The 20,752-nt window shown below is 74.2% G+C and carries 2 protein-coding genes; both read right to left on the reverse strand.

Annotated features, from left to right (window positions below; genetic code table 11):
• Window positions 1-467: 467 nt before the first annotated feature.
• On the reverse strand, window positions 468-668 hold the full coding sequence (locus tag GT755_RS02410) for an MbtH family protein (RefSeq protein ID WP_161478030.1): 201 nt from the start codon (window positions 666-668) through the stop codon (window positions 468-470).
• The gene (locus GT755_RS02415) at window positions 665-20,686 is read right to left on the reverse strand and encodes a non-ribosomal peptide synthetase (RefSeq protein ID WP_202609534.1); all 20,022 of its coding nucleotides are present in this window, start codon (window positions 20,684-20,686) and stop codon (window positions 665-667) included. The genes GT755_RS02410 and GT755_RS02415 overlap by 4 nt, the downstream gene beginning before the upstream one ends.
• Window positions 20,687-20,752: the final 66 nt, after the last annotated feature.

A 20,752-nucleotide genomic window follows, 5' to 3' on the forward strand; every position in this document is an offset into this window, starting at 1 on the left:
CACCGGCGTTGCCGCCTCGCCGATGCCGTCGAGAACCGTGGCCGGCAGCGCGACGGGGTGGCTCACCCAGTAGAGCCGAAGGCTGTCGGTGATGAGGTCGGCCTGGGACAGGGTGCTGATCGAGGCGACCAGACCCTGCGAGGCCCGCCCCGAGCGGGGCGGTCTCGCCGCAGGCGGCGTCCACCCAGTCGGTTTCGTCGGCACTGGTGCAGCCCCGCCGCACGGCACCGTGCCAGCGCGGCCACCACCTCGGCGTAGTCGCCGGCCGTCGCCGCAACCACGGCGGCCCCGACCCGCAGCGGTAGTTCGACCCGGTTTCGAACCACCAGCGGCAGTGGCGTCGGTCGCGGCCGTCACCTCCCGCCGGGGGTTGTGATCAAGGTAGCCAGACTGACCGGCAACCGTGCTTTCGTGACATGAGCCAGCCGGCCAGCCCTGTGGCCGGCCGGCAGTCTCCAGGCACCGGATCAGGAACGCAGGCTCGTGGGGCGCATGTCCGTCCACGTCGCCTCGATGTGGTCGAGGCAGGCCTGCCGGGCGGCCGGGCCGAAGGTCACCGTCCAGCCCGCGGGCACGTCGGCGAACTCGGGCCACAGGCTGTGCTGGCCCTCCTCGTTCACCAGGACGGTGTACACGCCGTCGGGGTTCTCGAACGGGTTGGTGCTCATGCGGGGGTTCCCTTCTCTAGCGCGTCGCGCCACTTGTCGGCCAGGTCGGGCGCCCCGGGGGCGCGCGTCCAGGTCGCGGTGAAGACGCCGTCCACGGCGACGGCGTCGATGGTGTACGGGTGGGTCAGGGGGGCGTCGGGATGGTCGGGGGTCTCCTCGGCGGAGGGGTCCACGGTCCAGTCGCCCTCCTCCGGGGTAAGGCGGCCCAGGTAGTTCAGCAGGACCTCCGGTTCGCCGTCGCCGTGCACGGTGATCTTCGTGAACCAGCCGACCGTACGCGACAGGTCGCGGTCGCCGTCGCGGCCGTGGCCCTCGACCTCGATCGTGGCGTCGCGGCCGAAGGCCTCGCGCAGCGTCGCGACCAGGAACGTGTCGGTCACGTCGAAGGCGGGGACCTTGGTCACCGAGGTGACCGCGTCGCGGACGAGGCCGTGCACGCCGGTCTCCGGCAGGTCGTCGCCCGCTGCGGCCCACTGGTGGAACTGCACGGGGACGGGGGGCAGCTCTTCGCCGCGCCAGGCCGCCGCCAGGTCGTCGAGGATGACGCCCCACGAGACGGCGTCGACCGCCAGGTGGTGGATCGACAACCGGACGCGGTCGCCGAGCCAGTCGACGTCGACCATCCGGCCGGCGCGCGGGTCGAGGTCGCCGACCGTGAACTCGCCGATGTGGAGGCCGTCGTCGGCGAGCCGGGAGCGGAGCATCGGATGGTGGGCGGCCACCTTCCCCAGGAGTTCCGCGAACCGCTCAGGTGTCAGGCCGGCCGGGACGCGGAGCACGGCCGACTGGCAGAACGACTCCATGTGGGGACGCCGGACCAGGCGGCGCATGATCGGGGTCAGCGGGACGGTCTCCCGGCGGGCCGCCTTGGCGAGGGCCTCGACCGTGCGGGACTCGAAGATCTGGCGGGTGGTGACCGTCCAGCCCGCGGCGCGGGCGCGGGCGAGGACGCGCATGGCGACCAGGCTGTCGCCGCCGAAGGCGAAGAAGTCGTCCTCGACGCCGATGCCGGGCACGTCCAGCACCTCGGCGAACACCGCCAGCAGCGCCCGCTCGGCCTCCCCCGACGCGGGACGGCTCTGCGAGGGCGCGAACGACGGGGCCGGGAGCGCGGCCCGGTCGAGCTTGCCGTTGGGCAGCACCGGCAGCCGGTCGAGGGCGACGAAGGCGCTCGGGACCATGTAGCCGGGCAGCTCCCGGGCGGCCAGGTCGCGCAGGCCCTCCACCGCGCCGGCGACGTAGGCGACCAGCCGGCCGTCGACGACCTGCACCGTCACCTGCGCCGCCCAGCGGCTCAGCACCGCCTCGATCTCGCCGGGTTCCACCCGGTGACCCCGGACCTTGACCTGGTCGTCGGCGCGGCCCTGGTAGTCGAGCCGTCCGTCGGCGGTCCAGCGGGCCAGATCGCCGGTACGGTACATGCGCTCCCCCGCCGCGAACGGGTCGGCCACGAACCGTTCGGCGGTCAGGCCCGGCCGGTTGAGGTAGCCGCGGGCCAGGCCCGCGCCCGCCAGGTAGAGCTCGCCGGTGACGCCGGGGGCGACCGGGCGCAGGCCCGCGTCCAGGACGTAGGCCCTGGTGTTGGCCACGGGGCGGCCGACCAGCGGCGTCGCGCTGTCGCCCGTGTGGGCCACGAGCGCGTCGACCGTGGCCTCCGTCGGGCCGTAGAGGTTGACGCCGTGCCGCATCCGCGACCACAACGTGTCGGTGACCGCCTCGCCGCCGACGCCGACGAGCGCCAGCGGGCCGTCGTCGAGCAGGCCCGGCATCTGGGCCAGGAACGACGGGGTGACCTCGATGAAGTCGATCGCGTGGGCGCGGACGAACCGCTCCAGCAGGACCGGGTCGCGCCGCGTCTCGTCGTCGGCGACGTACAGGGTGTGGCCGTCGACCAGCCACAGTTGCGGCTGCCACGACGCGTCGAACGAGAACGACCAGGCGTGCCCGACGCGGAGGTGGCGGCGGCCGGTGGTGGCCTTCACGCGGTCGTAGAGGTCGGCGCGGTGACTGTGGAACAGGTTCGCCAGCGAGGCGTGGGTGACCACGACGCCCTTCGGGCGGCCGGTCGAGCCGGAGGTGTAGATCACGTACGCCGGGTGTCTCGGGTCGTAGGCCTCCGGGAGGTCACCGGAACCGTCGAGGCCGTCCAGGGTGTGCAGGACCAGCACCGGTTCCGCGTCGGCGAGCATGCCGGCGACGCGGGCCTCCGGCAGCGCCGGGTCGATCGGCAGGTAGGCCGCCCCCGACCGCAGCACCGCCAGGATGGCGATGACGTGGTCGGCCGTGCGCGGCAGCGCCAGCGCGACGGTCTTCTCCGGGCCCGCTCCCCGGCTGACCAGGGCCCTGGCGACAGCGTCGACCGACGAGGCCAGTTCGGCGAACGTCCACGACCGGCCGCCCGCGACCAGCGCCACCTCGGCGGGGGTGGCCGCCGCCTGGGCGGCGAACAGTTCGGGGACGGTGCCGCCCGTTTCCAGAACCACGCCGGTGCCCTGGTCGAGCAGCCACGCGCGCTCGCCCGGGACCAGGCCGTCGAGGGAGCCCACGACCGGGTCGTCGGCGACCCGCCTCAGGATCTCCGCCAGGGCGTCCGCGACGCGTTCGGCCCCGGCCCGGTCGCCGTGGAACTCGGCCGTCAGCACCAGTTCGTCGCCGGGCTCGACCGCCCAGGTCAGCGGGTAGTGCGTGGCGTCGTGGTGGGCGATCGGGGTGAACCGGTCGTGGCCGCCCGCGTCGGGGTAGGACTCGAAGACCATCAGGGTGTCGAACAGCTCGCCCGTCCCGGCGGCCTTCTGGATGCCGGCCAGGCCGAGGTGCTGGTGCTCGATCAGCGACGCCTGCCGGTCCTGGAGTCTCGTCAGGTACGCCGTCATCCGCTCCCCCTCGCGCGGGGTGGCCCGCACGGGGACGGTCGTGATGAACAGGCCGACCATCGAATCGGCGTCCGCCATGTCGCGGCCCGAGACCGTGGCGCCGAAGACGACGTCGTCGCGGCCGGTCAGGCGGGCCAGCAGCAGGCCCCACGCGCCCTGGGCGACCGTGTTGAGTGTCAGGCCGTTCGACCGGGCGTAGGCGGTGAGGCGCTCGGTCTCGGGCCGGGTCAGCCGCACCTCGTGGAGCCGCGGGAGCGCCGGGTGGTGGGCGCCCTGGCCGAGCAGGGTGGGTTCGGCGCCGTCGAGCGCCTCGGCCCAGGCCCGCGCGGCGGCGTCGGCGTCCTGCCTGGCCAGCCACTCCAGGTGGTCCCGGAACGGGCGGGCCGCCGGCAGGGCGCGGCCCTCGTAGAGGGCGGTGAACTCGGCCATCAGGGCCGGGAGCGACCAGCCGTCGAGCAGGACGTGCTGGTGGGAGAGCACGAGGCGGTTCCCGGCCAGCATCAGGCGCAGCAGCGGCGGGGCGTCGAGCCGGAACCCGCTCCGTTCCACGGCCAGTTCGGCGTCGAGGTCGTCCGCGGGGATCTCCCGCCAGGGCAGCTCGACCCGCGGCGGGATCACCGCCACCGGGCGGCCCGACGACAGGTGGCGGAACCCGGCGCGCAGGTTCTCGTGGCGGTCGAGGAGGGCCTGGCCCGCCGCGCGCAGCCGGCCGGGGTCGACCTCTCCGGTGATCTCGTAGACGACCTGGACGGTGTAGACGTCCTCCTCGTCGTGGGAGGCGTGGAAGAGCAGCCCGGCCTGGAGGGGGGTGACCGGGAGGATCGGGTCGGCGGACTCGGCGCGCTCCTCCGGGGTGAAGAAGGCGACCGACCGTTCGTCGGCGGACGCCTCCGCCGAGACGGCCGCGAGGCCGCGTACCGAACGGAACCGGAAGACGTCGCGCGGGGTCAGCTGGAGACCCGCCGCCCTGGCCCGGCTGACCAGGCGCATCGCCACGATGCTGTCGCCGCCGAGGGCGAAGAAGTCGTCTTCCGCGCCGACCCTGTCGAGGCCGAGCACGTCGGCGAACACCCCGGCGAGCGTCTCCTCGCGCGGCGTCGCCGGGAGCGCCTCGCCCGCTGTGAAACCGGGCGCGGGCAGGGCGTCGCGGTCGAGCTTGCCGCTGGTGGTCAGCGGCAGCGCGTCGAGCCAGACGACGGCGGCTGGCACCATGTACTCGGGCAGCGTCCGGGCCAGGTCGAGGTCGCGCGGCTCGCCGGCCACGTAGGCGACGAGCCGGTCGTCGCGGGCCACCACGACGTTGACGCCGCCGATGGCGGCCTCGATCTCGCCGAGCTCGATCCGGAAACCCCGGATCTTCACCTGGTGGTCGGTGCGGCCCAGGTAGGAGAGGGTGCCGTCGCGGTTCCAGCGGGCCAGGTCGCCGGTACGGTACATGCGCTCCCCCGCCGCGAACGGGTCGGCGACGAACCGCTCGGCGGTCAGGCCGGGCCGGTCGAGGTAGCCGCGTGCGAGCTGCACGCCCGCGAGGTAGAGCTCCCCGGCGACGCCGGGCGGGACCGGCCGCAACCACCGGTCGAGCACGTAGGTGCGGGTGTTCCAGATCGGGCGGCCGATGGTGACCTCGTCGCCGGGCACCGCGACGGCGGTGACGTCGACCGACGCCTCGGTGGGGCCGTAGAGGTTGTGCAGCTCGGCGTCGACCTTCCGGTGGAACGCGGCGGCCAGGTCCGGCGGCAGCGCCTCACCGGAGCAGAGCACCCGCTTCAGGCCGCGCACCTCGACGTCGAGGAAGGCGCGCAGCATCGACGGCACGAAGTGCACCGTCGTCACGCCCTCCCGTTCGATGAGCGCGGCCAGGTAGGCGGGGTCGCGGTGGCCGTCGGGCCGGGCCACGACGAGCGCCGCGCCGGTGATCAGCGGCCAGAAGAACTCCCACACCGACACGTCGAAGCTGGCGGGGGTCTTCTGGAGCACCCGGTCGTCGGCGGTCAGCGCGTATTCGGCCTGCATCCACTGGAGGCGGTTGGCGATGCCCTCGTGCGGGACGACGACACCCTTCGGGCGGCCCGTCGAGCCGGAGGTGTAGATCACATAGGCCGGGCTCTTGCCCGGGTAGGCCGTGGGCAGGTCGCCGTGCGGGCCGGCCGGAAGCGGGCCGTCGACGACGAGGACCGGCTTGGCCTCGGCCAGCATGTACGCCCGGCGCTCCTCGGGCAGGTCGGGGTCGAGGGGCAGGTAGGCGGCTCCGGCGCGCTGGACGGCGTACAGGGCCGTGACCAGCTCGATCGAGCGGGGCAGCGACACGGCGACGGTCGTCTCCGGGCCCGCGCCGAGACCGGCCAGCACCCGGGCCGTCTCCTCGACGCGGGCGTCGAACTCGGCGTAGGTGAGCCGGGTGTCCCCGAAGACGAGCGCGAGCGCGTCGGGGGTGCGGCGCACCTGCTCGCGGAACAACTCGGGCAGGGTGGCCGCCGGGACCGCGACGGTCGTGAAGGCCGGGGGCTCCTCGATGTGGACGTCGAGGTCGCGTACCCGCGTCGCGGGGTCGGCGGCCACCTGGCGCAGCAGCCGCACGAGCCGGGCGGCGAGCAGGTCGGCGGTCTCCTGGTCGAACAGGTCGGCGCTGTACTCGATCCACCCCTCGATGCCGCCGTCGCGCTCGACGAAGTCGACGCTCAGGTCGAACTTCGCGGTGTCCTGGCCGGTCTCGACCTCGGTGACGGTGAGGCCGTCGAACGCGGGCGGGGCCGCCTGGCCGGTCAGGTAGACGACCATCACCTGGAACAGCGGATGCCGGGCCAGCGAGCGCGGCGGGTCGAGCACCTCGACGAGCCGTTCGAACGGCACGTCCTGGTGCTCGTAGGCGGCCAGCGCGGTCGCCCTGACCCGGCCGAGCAGCTCGGCGAAGGTCGGGTCGCCGCTCAGGTCGGTGCGCAGCACCAGCGTGTTGACGAAGAACCCGACGAGGTCTTCGAGGCTCTCGTCGGCGCGGCCGGAGATCGGGGTGCCGAGAGGGATGTCCTCCCCCGCGCCGAGCCGGTTGAGCAGGGCGGCGACGGCGGCCTGGGTCAGCATGAACATGCTGACGCCGTGCGCCCGCGCGACCTCGCGGAGGCCGCCGAGCAGGCCGGCGTCGAGGGTGAAGCCCGCCAGGCCGCCCCGGAACGAGCTCTCGGCCGGGCGCGGCCGGTCGGCCGGGAGGGCCAGCTCGTCGGGCAGGTCCCGCAGCGTCTCCTCCCAGTAGCCGGTCTCCCCTTCGGGAGCCCAGAGGGTGTAGTCGGCGTACTGGACCCGCAGCGGCGTCCAGTCCGGGGCCTCGCCGCGCCGGCGGGCGTTGTAGGCGGTGGCGAGGTCGCGCCGGAGCGGGGCGTCCGACCACTCGTCGGTGGCGATGTGGTGGACGACCAGCGTCAGCACGTCGCCGTCGAGGTGCGCCCGGACGGGGATCTCGCGGTCGAGCGCGAACCCCGGCGTGACGGGGCCCTCGACCAGCGGGACGGTGACGTCCTGGAGGACGAGCTGGTAGGGCTCGCCGTCGCGGTCGGGGAAGACGGTGCGCAGCGCCTCGTGCCGTTCCGCGACGTCGTTCAGGGCGTGCCGCAGCGCCGCGACGTCCAGGGCGCCCTCCAGGCGCCAGGCCATGGTGATCTCGTAGGCGCTCGTGTCGTCGATCCGGTCGAGCAGCCACATGCGGCGCTGGGCGTAGGAGAGCGGGAGGAACTCCGGCCGCTCGACCGGGACGGGACCCGGCCGGACCGCGTCGCCCAGCCGCAGGGCCAGCCGGGCCGGGGTGGGCGCGTCGAAGACCGCCCGGAGCGAGACCTCGGCGCCCAGCGCGGCCCTGATCCGGCTGACCAGGCGCATGCCGAGCAGCGAGTGGCCGCCGAAGGCGAAGAAGTCGTCGTCGGGGCCGATCTCGGCGCCGAGCACGTCGGCGAAGACCGCGCACAGCACCTCCTCGCGGGCGTCCCGGGGGCGGCGCGACGCGGCGGCCCGCCGCTCGGGGGCGGGGAGCGCGCGGCGGTCGAGCTTCCCGGCGACCGACCTCGGCAGCGTGTCCATCGGCACGAACGCGGCCGGGACCATGTGGTCGGGCACCTGCGCCGCGACGTGGGCGCGCAGCTCGTCCTCGGTCGCGGCCGAGACGACGTAGGCGACGAGCGTGTCCTCGCGCACGATCACCGCCGCCTGGCTGACGGCGGGGTGGGCGCGCAGCACGGCCTCGATCTCGCCGGGCTCGATCCGGAAGCCGCGCAGCTTCACCTGGTCGTCGGCGCGGCCGAGGAACTCGAGCGTGCCGTCGGGGCGGAACCGGGCCAGGTCGCCGGTACGGTACATGCGCTCCCCGGCCGCGAAGGGGTCGGCGGTGAAGCGCTCGGCGGTGAGGCCGGGCCGGTTGAGGTAGCCGCGCGCCAGGCCCGGTCCGGCCAGGTAGAGCTCGCCGGGCACGTTGGCGGGCTGGGGGCGCAGGCGGGCGTCCAGGACGTACACGCGGATGTTGGCGACCGGGGCGGCCCAGCCGTCGTGCCAGCCGTAGGCGTCGACCGCGCACTCGGTCGGGCCGTAGAGGTCGTGCACGACGACCCCGGGCAGACTCTTGAGCCGCTCCCACAACGCGGGCGGGGTGGCCTCGCCGCCGACCGAGAGCACCTTGGGCACGTAGCCGTCGAGGAACCCGTGGTGCATGAGTTCCCGCAGGTAGGTCGGGGTGAGGTCGACGTAGTCGAGCCGCTCGCGCTCGATCAGGGCGAGCAGCGCGGCCGGGTCGGTCATGGTCTGCTCGTCGGCGACGTGGAGCGTGTGCCCGGCCAGCAGCCAGAGCAGCGGCTCCCACGAGCCGTCGAAGCTGAACGACGCGGCGTGCAGCGCCCTGACCGGTTCGGCGGTGATGAGGTCGGCGGCGTGCGCGGCGAACAGGTTGGCGATGCCCCGGTGGGTGCCGACGACGCCCTTGGGCGTGCCGGTCGACCCGGAGGTGTAGATAACGTAGGCCGCGCCGTCCGGCTCGACGTCGGCGACCTCGGCGTCACCGGTCAGCCCGTCGAGGGAGGTCAGCACGCAGACGGGCTTGGTGTCGGCGATCATGTACGCCAGCCGGTCGGCCGGATGACCGCGGTCGATCGGCAGGTACGCGGCCCCGGAGGCCAGCACCCCCAGGATCGCCGGCACCATCTCGGCCCGGGAGACCGCCAGGCCCACCACCTTCTCGGGTCCCGCGCCCTTGGCGGCGACGTGCGCCGCCACCGCCCGCACCCGCTCGGCCAGCTCGGCGAAGGTGTAGGCGCGGTCGGCGGTGACCAGAGCGGGGTGGGAGGGCCTGGTCACGGCCAGCTCCTCGACGATCGACGGGATCGACCGGAACGGGAACGGCCGGGGCTCGCTCCGGACGGCGGTGTCGCCGTCGAGCAGGACGGGCAGCTCGCTGACCCGGGTGCCGGGCCGCAGCCCGTCGAGGAGTCTCAGCGCGCGGGCCGCGATGTCGGCGGCGGTCCGCTCGGTGAACCGGCCCTCGGCGTACTCCAGCAGCAGGGTCATGCGGGGGCCGTCGACGAAGGTGAAGTCGAGGTCGAACCGGGCCGTCTCGATCGGGCTGTCGATCCACTCGGTCTCCAGGCCGAGCACGTCGGGGTCGCCGCCGGGCCGGTAGTGGTAGCCCATCATGACCTGGAACAGCGGGTTGCGGCCGGGCACCCGCGGCGGGTTGAGGTCCTCGACGAGCCGCTCGAACGGCAGGTCCTGGTGGTCGAAGGCGGCCAGGTCGGCCTCCTTCACCCGGTCGAGCAGCTCCCCGAACGTCGGGTCGCCGGACAGGTCGGCCCGCAGGACGAGGGTGTTCACGAAGAACCCGACGAGGTCGTCGAGCCCCTCGTCGGTACGGCCCGCGATCGGCGCCCCGATCGGGATGTCGTCGCCCGCGCCCAGCCGGTGCAGCAGGGCGGCGACCGCCGCCTGCAGGACCATGAACACGCTGGTCCCGGTGGCGGCGGCGAGCTCCCTGACCGCGTCGGCGTTCGGGACGTCCAGGCGGATCAGGCCCGAAGGACCGCCGGGGACCCGCGGGCCGTCGTGCGGCAGGGCGATCTCGTCGGGCAGGCCGTCGAGCCGGTCACGCCAGAAGGCGAGCTGGCGCTCGCCGTCGCGGGCCAGCAGGCGGTCCTGCCAGAGGGTGTAGTCGGCGTACTGGACCGCGAGCGGCTCCCAGCCGGGGGCCCTACCGAGCGATCGTGCCCGGTAGGCGGTCTCCAGGTCGCGCAGGAACGGCCGGTCGGACCACTCGTCGGTGGCGATGTGGTGCAGGATCATCGCCACGAGGTGCTCGCCGGGCGCGGTCTCCCGGACGGAGACCCTGATGGGCGGCTCGCGGGTCAGGTCGAACGGGCTGCGGTCGTCGACGGAGCCCACCGAGACCGTCTGGTCGGTGACGACCTGGTAGGGCTCGCCGTCGACCTCCTCGATGAGCGTCCGGAGCACCTCGTGCCGCCGGACCACGTCGTTCACGGCCTGCTCGAAGGCGGCCGGGTCGAACGCGCCGCGCACCTTCACGACCAGCGGGAAGTGGTAGGCGTCGCCGCCCGAGAGGCGTTCGGCCAGCCACAGGCGCCGCTGCGCGGCCGAGGCGGGCACCCGCTCCGGTCGCGGCCCGGCCGTCAGCGCCGGACGGGCCGGCGCGCCGCCGGCGACGCGTTCGGCCAGCAGCGCCGGGGTCGGGGCCTCGAACAGGTCCCTGATGGCGAGTTCGGCGCCGAGGTCGGCGCGGGCCCGGCTGACCACCCGGGTGGCCAGCAGCGAGTGGCCGCCGAGCTCGAAGAAGGTGTCCTCTGCGGTGACCGCCTCCAGGCCGAGCACCTCGGCGAAGATGCGGCAGAGGGTCTCCTCGACGGGCGTGCGCGGCGCGCGGCCGCCGCCGCTCGCGACCGGCTCGGGTGACGGGAGGGCGGTGACGTCGAGTTTGCCGTTGTCGTTCATCGGCAACCTCGGCAGCACCACGAACGCGCCCGGCACCATGTAGTCGGGCAGCTCGCGCTTGACGTCCTCCCGCACCGCCGCGACCAGCGCGCTCGACCGGCGGGCGTCGCCGGGGTCGTTGGCGAGGGGCACTCCCCCGGTCGGGCGGTAGACGCCGTCGAGGGCACGCGGCACCTGGGGCAGGAACACGGCCTCGAAGCAGCCCGGTTCCGGCGACCAGGTGGTGACGGCCGGGCCGAAGGTGTGCAGGAACTCCGGCTCGACGCCGCCTTCGACGATCCGGCCGTCGGGGATGCCGGTGACGCGGACGGGGCTCCCGTCGAACCCGGTGAAGTCGGGCCAGGCGACGGCCGGAACGTTTTGTACCGAGATTTCGGCGTCCGTCTTGTGGAGCACCACGTCGTAGCGGTACCTGGTGAGCTCGTTGTGGTGATGGCCGCGCTTGGTGCGCAGGTCGACGGGGTGGCCGAGACCCGTGAAGTAGTCGGGGTCGACGAGGAGCTCCTTCTCCAGGGCGAGGCCGCGGTCGACGTCGCCGCCCTTCACGGCCTGGATCGCCTCGTGGAAGTGCCGGTTCAGCCGGAGGTTGCGGACGTCGCCGACGAACAGCGCGCCGCCCGGCCGCAGCAGCGCCATCGCGCCCTCGACGACCTCGGTCAGGTGGTCGAGGCTCGGGAAGTACTGGATGACGGAGTTGATGACGATCGTGTCGAAGAAGTCGCGCGGCAGGCCGTCGGTGACGTTCGCCGCCTGGTGCCGCAGCGTGACCTTCGCGGCGAGCGCGGGGTCCCTCTTGAGGTCCTCGCCGATCTTGCGGATGACGGGGGCGGCGAAGTCGGTCGCCCAGTAGCTGTCGGCCTCGGGGGCCAGCTTCGACAGCAGCAGGCCGGAGCCGACGCCGATCTCCAGGACGTTGCGCGGGTTCAGCGACCTGATCCGGTCGACCGTGGCCTCGCGCCATTCGCGCATGTGCTCCAGCGGGATCGGCGTGCCGTCGTAGGAGCTGTCCCAGCCGGCGAAGTCCTCCGTCCAGACGGCGGTGCCGATCTCCTCGTACTCGTCGGAGTAGATCTCCTGCCACTCCCCGATCTGGGCGCTCTCGGTTTCGCGGCGGTCTCCCGGGACGGGCACGAGATAGGCCACCAAGCGGTCGTCGCGGACGACCACGGCGGCCTGGGCCACCTGCGGCAGGCGGGTGAGCGCGCTCTCGACCTCGCCCGGCTCGATGCGGTAGCCGCGGATCTTCACCTGGTCGTCGGTGCGGCCGAGGAAGTCGATGTTGCCGTCGGGACGCCGCCGCACCAGGTCGCCGGTCCGGTACATGCGCTCGCCGGGCAGCCCGAACGGGTCGGCGACGAAACGTTCGGCGGTCAGGCCGGGACGGCGCAGGTAGCCGCGGGCCAGGCCGATGCCGGAGATGTAGAGCTCGCCCGCGACGCCCTCGGGCACCGGCCGCAACCAGCCGTCGAGGATGTGCGCGCGGGTGCCCCGGATCGGCGTGCCCACGGTCGGGGTGTCGCTGTCGTGGGTGCCGCCGCCGAGCGTGTTGATCGTGTACTCGGTCGGCCCGTAGAGGTTGTAGCCGTAGGTGCCCTCGGTGTCGCGCAGCACCGACCACACGTGGTCGGAGACCGCCTCGCCGCCGAGCAGCACCAGCGGCGGCCGGTGCCCCTCCAGCAGGCCCTCCTCGATCAGCACGTGGGCGTAGGTCGGGGTGACGTTGACGACGTCGATGCGGTTGGCCTCGCAGTAGGCGACCAGCGCGAGGGCGTCGCGGCGCAGCTCCTCGTCGCAGACGTGCACCTCGTGGCCCTCGACGAGCCAGAGGAGCTCCTCCCACGACATGTCGAACGCGAACGACACGGTGTGCGCGATGCGCAGCCGCCGCCCGCCGGCCGAGGCGACGGCCGGGTCGAAGATCTCGCTCTGGTGGTTGAGCTGCATGTTCGTCAGGCCCCGGTAGGGCGTGACGACGCCCTTCGGGCGGCCGGTCGACCCGGAGGTGTAGATGACGTAGGCGGGGTGGTCGAGGCTGAAGGAGACGGTGACCGGGTCGGCCGCGAAGTCCTCCAGCCGGTCGAGGTGGACCCTCGGCGTGGTGGTCGCGATGCGGGCCGAGACCTCCGGCGTGGTGACCAGGACGACCGGCCGGGCGTCGTCGAGCATGGCGGCCAGGCGGTCGTCGGGGTGGTCGAGCTCCAGCGGCAGGTAGGCGGCGCCGGTCCGGAGCACGGCGAACAGCGCGGCGACCATGTCGATCGACCGGGGCAGGCCCAGGGCCACGACGGCCTCGGGCTCGGCGCCGTGGGCGATCAGCAGGCGGGCGATGCGGTTGATCTTCGCGTCGAGCTCGGCGTAGGTGACGGTGACGTCGCCGAAGACCAGCGCGGTGGCGTCGGGGGTGCGTCCGGCCTGCCGGGCCAGCAGGTCGGCGATGGTGTCGGCCGGGTCGTCGACGCGGTTCGCGCCGGGGTCGACGGCCTCGGACGGCAGCGAGGCGTCGAGGCGGCCCGTGGGGGCGGTGACGTCGGCGGCCAGCCGCGTCACGACGAGGGCGAACCGGTCGAGGAGGTCGGCGGCGTACCGCTCGGAGACCAGGTCGGGGCGGTAGGCCAGGGTGACCCTGGTCGGGTCGCCGGGGGTGACGATCAGGTTGACCGGGTAGTGGGTGGCGTCGACGTTGGCGACCGCGGTCGCGCCGTGGCGCTCGCGCAGGTCGGCGAGGCGTTCGCGGGTGTCGCCGTCGCGCATGACGAACAGCGTGTCGAACAGCCTGCGGTGGCCCGTCTCGGCCTGGACGACGCCGAGGCCGAGCCACTCGTGCGGCATCAGCGCGAGGCGTTCGTCCTGCACCCGGCGGAGCAGCGCGCCGACCGGCTCGGCGGGGTCGAAGGCGATGCGGGCCGGGACGGTGTTCAGGAACAGGCCGATGACGTTCTCGACGTCGGGGACCTCGGCCGGGCGGCCGGCGACCGTGGTGCCGAACACGACGTCGCTGCGGCCGGTCACGCTCGCCAGGGTGAGGCCCCAGGCCGTGGTGAACAGGGTGTTGAGGGTGAGGCCGTGGCTCCGGGCGACGTCGCGGAGCGTGCCGGGCAGGTCGCGGTCGAGCTGCTCGGGGATGACCGGGTCGTGGTCGCCGGGGGCGAGCAGGGTCGGCTCGTCGAGGCCCTTGAGCGCGGCGCGCCAGGCGGCGGTCGCGACGGCGGTGTCCTGGGCGTCGAGCCAGGTCAGGTAGTCGCGGTAGCCGCTCGTGCCCAGAGGCGCGGCGGGGTTCTCGTACAGGGAGAAGAGCCGGTCGAGGAACAACCACGCCGACCAGCCGTCCCACAGGAGCAGGTGGCGGCCGATGACGAGGCGGTCGCGGTCGGGCAGCCGGATCAGCAGGACGCGGAACAGGATCGGCCGGTCGAGGTCGAACCGCTTGAGGCGCTCGGCCCGCATGAGGGCGTCGAGGTCCTCGGGGTCGTCGTGCACCTCCAGCGGGATCTCGTAGTCGGTCGCGATGAACTGGACCGGCTGGCGCAGGCCGTCGCTGGTGAACCCGGCCCGCAGGCCCGGGGTGGCGGCCAGCAGCGCCCCGATCGCGGCGCGCAGCCGCTCGGGGTCGAGCCGGCGGTCGAGGTCGAAGGTCTCGTGGACGGTGTAGACGTCGAGCTCGCCCGCGTCGAAGTTGGAGTGGAAGAACAGGCCCTCCTGGAGCGGCGCGAGCGGCCAGACCTCCAGGTCGCCCAGTTTCGCGCGCTCCTCCTCGGTGAGGCGGAACTCCCGCCGGGCCGCCGTCGTGCCGGTCACCGCCTCGGCGGTCGCGGCGAGGGCGGCCGGGGTGCGGTGCACGAAGACGTCGCGCGGGCTGACGGCCAGCCCGGCCGCGCGGGCCCGGCTGGAGACGCCGATCGAACTGATGCTGTCGCCGCCGAGCAGGAAGAAGTCGTCGTCGGCGCCGACCTCGCCGAGCTTCAGCACCTCGGCGAAGATCGCGGTCAGCAGCTCCTCGCGCGGGTCGCCCGCCGCGCGGGCCGCCGCCCGCCGCGCCGTGGGCTCGGGCAGGGCGTCGCGGTCGAGCTTCCCGCTCGGGGTCAGCGGGAGGGCGTCCAGGATCACGTACGCCCCGGGCGTCATGGCGGCCGGGAGCCGTTCGGCGACGGCCCGGCGGACGTCGTCCTCGGTGACGTCGCCGACGACGTAGGCGACCAGGGTGTTCGCCCGGACGGTGACCGCCGCGCGGGTGACGCCGTCGACGGCGGCGAGCGCGGCCTCGACCTCGCCGAGCTCGATGCGGTTGCCCCGGAGCTTCACCTGGCGGTCGGTGCGGCCGAGGTAGTCGACCGTGCCGTCGGGGCGGCGCGAGACGAGGTCGCCGGTGCGGTACATGCGCTCGCCGGGCAGCCCGAACGGGTCGGCGACGAACCGCTCGGCGGTCAGGCCGGGCCGCCCGTGGTAGCCGAGGGCGAGCTGGACGCCGGTCAGGTAGAGCTCGCCGGGCACGCCGTCGGGCACCGGCCGCAGGCACGTGTCGAGCACCCGCAGGCCGGTGTTCCAGACCGGCTTCCCGATGGGCACCGTGAGGTCGTCCTGGCCGGTCGTGTACGGGTGGAAGGTGACGTCCACGGCCGCCTCGGTCGGGCCGTAGAGGTTGTGCAGCGGGACGCCGGTCAGCTCGGTCCAGCGGCGGGCGGCCTGGCCGGGGAGGGCCTCGCCCGAGGAGAAGACCCGCCGCAGCGAGCCCGCCCACGACGGGTCGGCGGTGATCTCCGGGGCGGCGAGGAACGCCTCCAGCATCGACGGCACGAAGTGCATCGTGGTGACGCCCTCGGCCGCGATGAGCCCGGCGAGGTAGGCGGGGTCGTGGTGACCGTCGGGCCGGGCGAACACCACCGCCGCGCCCTCGCAGAGCGCCCAGAAGAACTCCCAGACCGACACGTCGAAGCTGGCCGGGGTCTTCTGGAGGATCCTGTCGTCGGCCTGGAGCGGGTAGGCGCCCTGCATCCACTCCAGCCGGTTGACGATGGCCTCGTGGGAGACGAGCGCGCCCTTGGGACGGCCGGTCGAGCCGGAGGTGTAGATCAGGTACGCGGGGTCGCCGGGCCGCGCCCCGGCCGGGTCCGGGCGGTCGCCGCCGCCGCGCGTGGTCTCGACGCGCAGCTCCCGGCCCCGGATCACCGTCGTCGCGCCGCTGTCGGCCAGCATGTGGGCGATCCGGTCGGCCGGGTAGCCGGTGTCGATCGGCAGGTAGGCCGCGCCCGACTTCAGCACCGCCAGCAGGGCGATCATGAGCTGCTCCGAGCGCGGCACCGCCACCGCCACGACGTCGCCGCGCCCGGCGTGCAGCCGGCTCGCGAGTTCGGCCGCGCGGGCGTCGAGTTCGGCGTAGGTGAGCCGCGTGTCCTCGTACACGACCGCGAGCGCGTGCGGGGTCCGGGCCACCTGTGCCGTGATGCGGTCGGTCAGGGTCGCCGGTTCGATCGGCACGGTCTCGCCCTGCTGCGGGCCGAGGTCCTCGGCCAGGTCGACGCGGGCGACACGCTGGCCGGGGTCGGTGGCGACGGCGGTGAGCAGGCGGGCCAGCCGGTCGGCGATCCCCTCGGCCTCGGCGCGCGGCACCCGGCCCTCGTGGAACTTCAGCCGCAGGTCGAGGCGGCGGCCCGGCTTGACGATGAGCGCGAGCGGATAGTGCACGGTGTCGTGGAACTCCGCGCCCGCGATGCGCAGCCCGCCCGCCGCGAGGCCGCTGCTGGACGGATAGTTCTCGAACACGACCAGGGTGTCGAACAACTCTCCGCCCCCCGCGCGCCCGGCGGCCCGCTGGACGGCGGCCAGCCCGAGGTGCTGGTGGTCGAGCAGCGCGGCCTGCTCGCCCTGCAGCGTGGTGAGCAGGTCGGCCAGCGTCGCCGACGGGCTCCACCGGAACCGGGTCGGCAGCGTGTTGATGAACAGGCCGACCATGTCCTCGATCCCGGCCACCTCGGCGTCGCGGCCGGAGACGGTGGTGCCGAAGACGACGTCCTCGCGCCCGGTCGTGCGGCCGACGAGGAGCCCCCAGGCCCCCTGCACGACCGTGCTCAGCGTCACGCCGAGCCGGCGGGCCCGCGCGGTGAGCCGTTCGGTGACGTCCTCGGCGAGCTCGACCCGCACGTGCGCCGGGACCACCGGGACCGGTGGCGCGGCGACCATGCGGGTCGGCTCGTCGAACCCGGCCAGGGCCTGCGCCCAGGCCGCCCGCGCGCCCTCGCCGTCGCGCCCGGCCAGGCCACGCAGGAACTCGCGGTACGGGGTGACCTCCGGCAGCGCCGCACCCGCGTAGAGCGCCAGCAGCTCACGGTGGAGCACCGGCAGCGACCACCCGTCGGCGACGATGTGGTGGAACGTGAGGACCAGCCTCCGGCCGCCGATCAGCGCGCAGCGCAGCAGCGGCGCGCCCGCCAGGTCGAACGGCCGGGCCCGCTCCTCGGCGGTGACGTCGTGGTCGGCCTCCCGCCACGGCAGCGCCACCGCGCGCCGGATCACCTGCACGGGACGGCCGTCGGCGCCGGGCCGGAAACAGGCCCGCAGCGGCGCGTGCCGGGCGACCAGCAGCTCCGCCGCCCGGCGCAGCCGTTCGGGGTCGACCCCGCCGTCGAGCTCGACGACCTGCTGCACCACGTAGGCGTCGTGGTCGTCGGCCAGCGAGTGGAAGTAGAAGCCCTCCTGGAGGGGGCTGAGCGGCAGCAGCTCCTCGACGTCGAGCCCGGCGACGTCGGCGCCCCCGGGCACGTCCAGGACGCCGGCGGCCTGCGCCCGGACGTCGGCCACGACGCCCGCCAGCCCGGCGACACTCCGGTGCCGGAAGACGTCGCGGGAGGTCAGCCGCAGCCCGGCGGCGCGCGCGCCCGCGAGCACGCGGATGGCGGTGATGCTGTCGCCGCCGAGGGCGAAGAAGTCGTCGTCGATCGTCACGCCGGAGACCCCGAGCGCCTCGGCGAACAACCCGCAGAGCAGCTCCTCGCGCGGGTCGCGCGGGGCGCGGCCGGAGCTGAGGGCGGCGTAGTCGGGGGCGGGCAGGGCGGCGGCGTCGATCTTGCCGCTGGCGGTGACGGGCAGCCGGTCGAGCGGGGTGAAGGCGGCCGGGACCATGTAGTCGGGCAGCCATTCGGCGGCGTGCGCCCGCAGGACGCGCATGAGCGCCGACACGTCCCGGAAGGGGGCGGGCCGGTTGGCCAGCGGGAAACCGCCGGAGGGCCGGTAGATGGGGACGGCGGTGGCGCCCGGCCGGGTGAAGACGGCCTCCAGCGAGCCGTCGTCGGCCTGGGCGTCCCAGGTGACCGTGGCCCGGAAACCCTGCTCGGCGGCGAGGGCGTGCAGGTCCTCGGGGTCGACGCCCTCGGCCGCCGCCGGGCGGCTGGTGTCGTCGACGGCGTACAGGGCGGTGAGGTCGGCGGTCAGGCGGGCGTTGGGGATGCCGGTCACGCGCAGGCCGTCGGTGAGGGTGAGGCCGGGGCCCGTCCACCGGACGGCCCGCTCCCCGGCGGGCGCCGGCCCGCCGGGGCGCAGCACGACGTCGTAGCGGTAGCGGGTGAGCTCATTGTGGAAACGGCCCCGCTTGACCTGGACGTCGGCGGTGAAGCCGCCGAGGGTGGCGAAGAAGTCGGGGTCGAGGAGGAGCTCGCCCTCCCATGCCACCGAGCGGTCGGTCGCCGCCCGGATCGCCTGCTTGTCGTCGGGGTGGCGGCGGGTCTCCACGGCGGCCCGCAGCGTGCGGAGGAGCCGGAGGTTGCGCACGTCGCCGACGAAGACCGCCCCGCCGGGGGCCAGCAGCGTCGCCGCCTTCCGGATGACCCGCTCCAGGTAGGCGGCGTCGGGGAAGTACTGCGCGACCGAGTTCAGCACGACGACGTCGAAGTGGCCCTTGGGCAGGCCGGTGACGTCGTCGGCGGGCTGGGCCCGCAGGCGCACCTTGGCGGCCAGCGCGGGGTCGAGCCGGTCGCCGAGCGCCCGGACGGCCTCCTCCGAGAGGTCCGTGGCCCAGTAGGCCTCGGCCGACGGCGCGATCCGGTCGAGGATCAGGCCGCTGCCCACGCCGAGCTCCAGGACCTTCCTGGGCTTCAGGTCCTCGATGCGCGCGACGGTGGCCTCGCGCCACTCGCGCATCTCCGCGAGGGGGATCGGGAGGCCGTCGTACATGCTGTTCCACCCGGCGAAGCCGTCACCGGCCGAGGCGGAGTAGAGCAGCTCGTGCAGGTCCTTCCACTCCTCGACCCGCGCCCCCTCGGCGAGCGAGGGCACGACGTAGGCGGCCAGCCTGCGGTCGCCCGGCCGGTCCTCGCGCACCACGACGGCGGCCTGGTCGACGGCCGGGTGGGCGCGCAGCACCGACTCGATCTCGCCGGGTTCGATGCGGAAACCGCGGATCTTGACCTGGGAGTCGACCCGGCCGAGGAACTCCAGGCGGCCGTCCGACCGCCATCTGACCAGGTCGCCGGTGCGGTAGAGGCGCTCTCCCGGCCCGCCGAACGGGTCGGCGACGAACCGCTCGGCGGTGAGCGCCGGGCGGCCGAGGTAGCCGCGCGCCAGGCCCTCGCCCGCCAGGTAGAGCTCACCCGGGACGCCCGCCGGGACCGGCCGCAGCCGGTCGTCGAGCACGTAGGCGCGGGTGCCCGGGTCGGGAACGCCGATCGGCACGATCGAGCCGGGCGCGATGTCGGGGTCGCACAGGCCGAGCGTGGAGTTGGTGGTGGCCTCGGTGGGGCCGTAGGCGTTGAACATCATCCGGCCGCGCGCGTAGCGGTTGACCAGCTCGGGCGAGACGCGTTCGGTGCCCGCGAGCAGTGTCGCCGGGGGCAGCACGACGTCGGCGGGCATCGCGTCGAGCAGCGCGGGCGGCAGGATCATGAAGGTGATGCCGTGGGCGTGCGCGTAGTCGGCCAGCGGCCGTCCGGGCACCCGGAGTTCCGACGGCACCACGACCAGGCGCCCGCCCGACAGCAGGCCGAGGCACAGGTCCCAGAAGGCGACGTCGAACGACGGCGAGGCGAACTGCAGCACGCGGCTGTGCGGCCCGATCCCGAACCGCTCGACCTGGGTGGCGACCAGTTTGGCGACCCCGGCGTGCGACAACACCACGCCCTTGGGGCGGCCGGTGGAGCCGGAGGTGTAGATGACGTAGGCGGCGTTGTCCACGCGGAGATCGGTCACCGGATCGGTGGCCGGCCTGCTCTCCAGTTCCCGTACGGTCTCCGCGGCGTCGAGCACCAGGCTGCCCGGTTCGGCGGTCTCGGTGGTGGTCACCGTGCAGACGGGCCGGGCGTCCTGGAGCATGTAGGCGACGCGGTCGGGCGGATAGTCGGTGTCGACCGGCAGGTAGGCGGCGCCCGCCTTGAGCACCGCGACCTCGGCCACGATCAGGTCGAGCGACCTCGGCACCGCGAGCGCGACGACCTTCTCCGGTCCCGCGCCGCGTGCGATGAGGGCGTGCGCGATGCGGTTGGCCCGCGCGTCGAGCTCGGCGTAGGTGAGCGACTGGTCCTCGAAGACCAGGGCGGTCTCGTCGGGGCGGGCGGCGACCTGGTCGGCGAACATGGCCGGCCACGTGCGCAGTGGCACGGCGTGCGTGGTCGGGTTCCAGCCGTCGAGGATCAGGGTCCTCTCGTCGGCGGGGAGCAGGTCCAGGTCGGCGACGGGGGTGCCGGGGCGGGCGAGCGCGTCGGCCAGCAGGGTGGCGAGGTGGGCGGCGTCGCCGGGGCCGTCGAAGGCGACGTGGCCGTCGTCGAAGGTCACCGTGAGGGCGACGTCGGCGGGCCACGGCCCCACCGCGACGGCGACCTCGGGGAGCTCCTCGGGGCGGCCGTGGGCGCGGGCCTCCTCCAGGGTGGCGGTGACGCTGCGTACAAGCTCGGAGAAGGGGGTGGCCCCGGTGACCGCCAGGCGGAGCGGGAGGGTGTCGTACCCGATCAATAAGTCGGTCGCGCCGCCGTAGCGGTGCAACAGGGCCGCGACGGCGGCCAGCCGCGTCGCCTCCGGGGCGGCCGGCACGGCCCGTCGGCCGCGCGGGGGTCCGGGCGGGGTCGCCGTGTCCACCGGGAGAGTGAGCCGCTGAGGAAGAGGGGTCAGGCGCTGGCGCCAGAAAGCCGCCGACTGATCGATAGCGGACACGAAAGACCGAGCCTCCCAAACCGTAAACACCACTACTAAGGTAAGCATTACCTAAGTTCTCCGGAAAGGCTACCGAAGCCGGAGCGCTAGAGTTAAGGGCTGCCTAACCTAAGA

The organism is Herbidospora solisilvae, assembly GCF_009901565.1.
GTDB lineage: Bacteria > Actinomycetota > Actinomycetes > Streptosporangiales > Streptosporangiaceae > Herbidospora > Herbidospora solisilvae.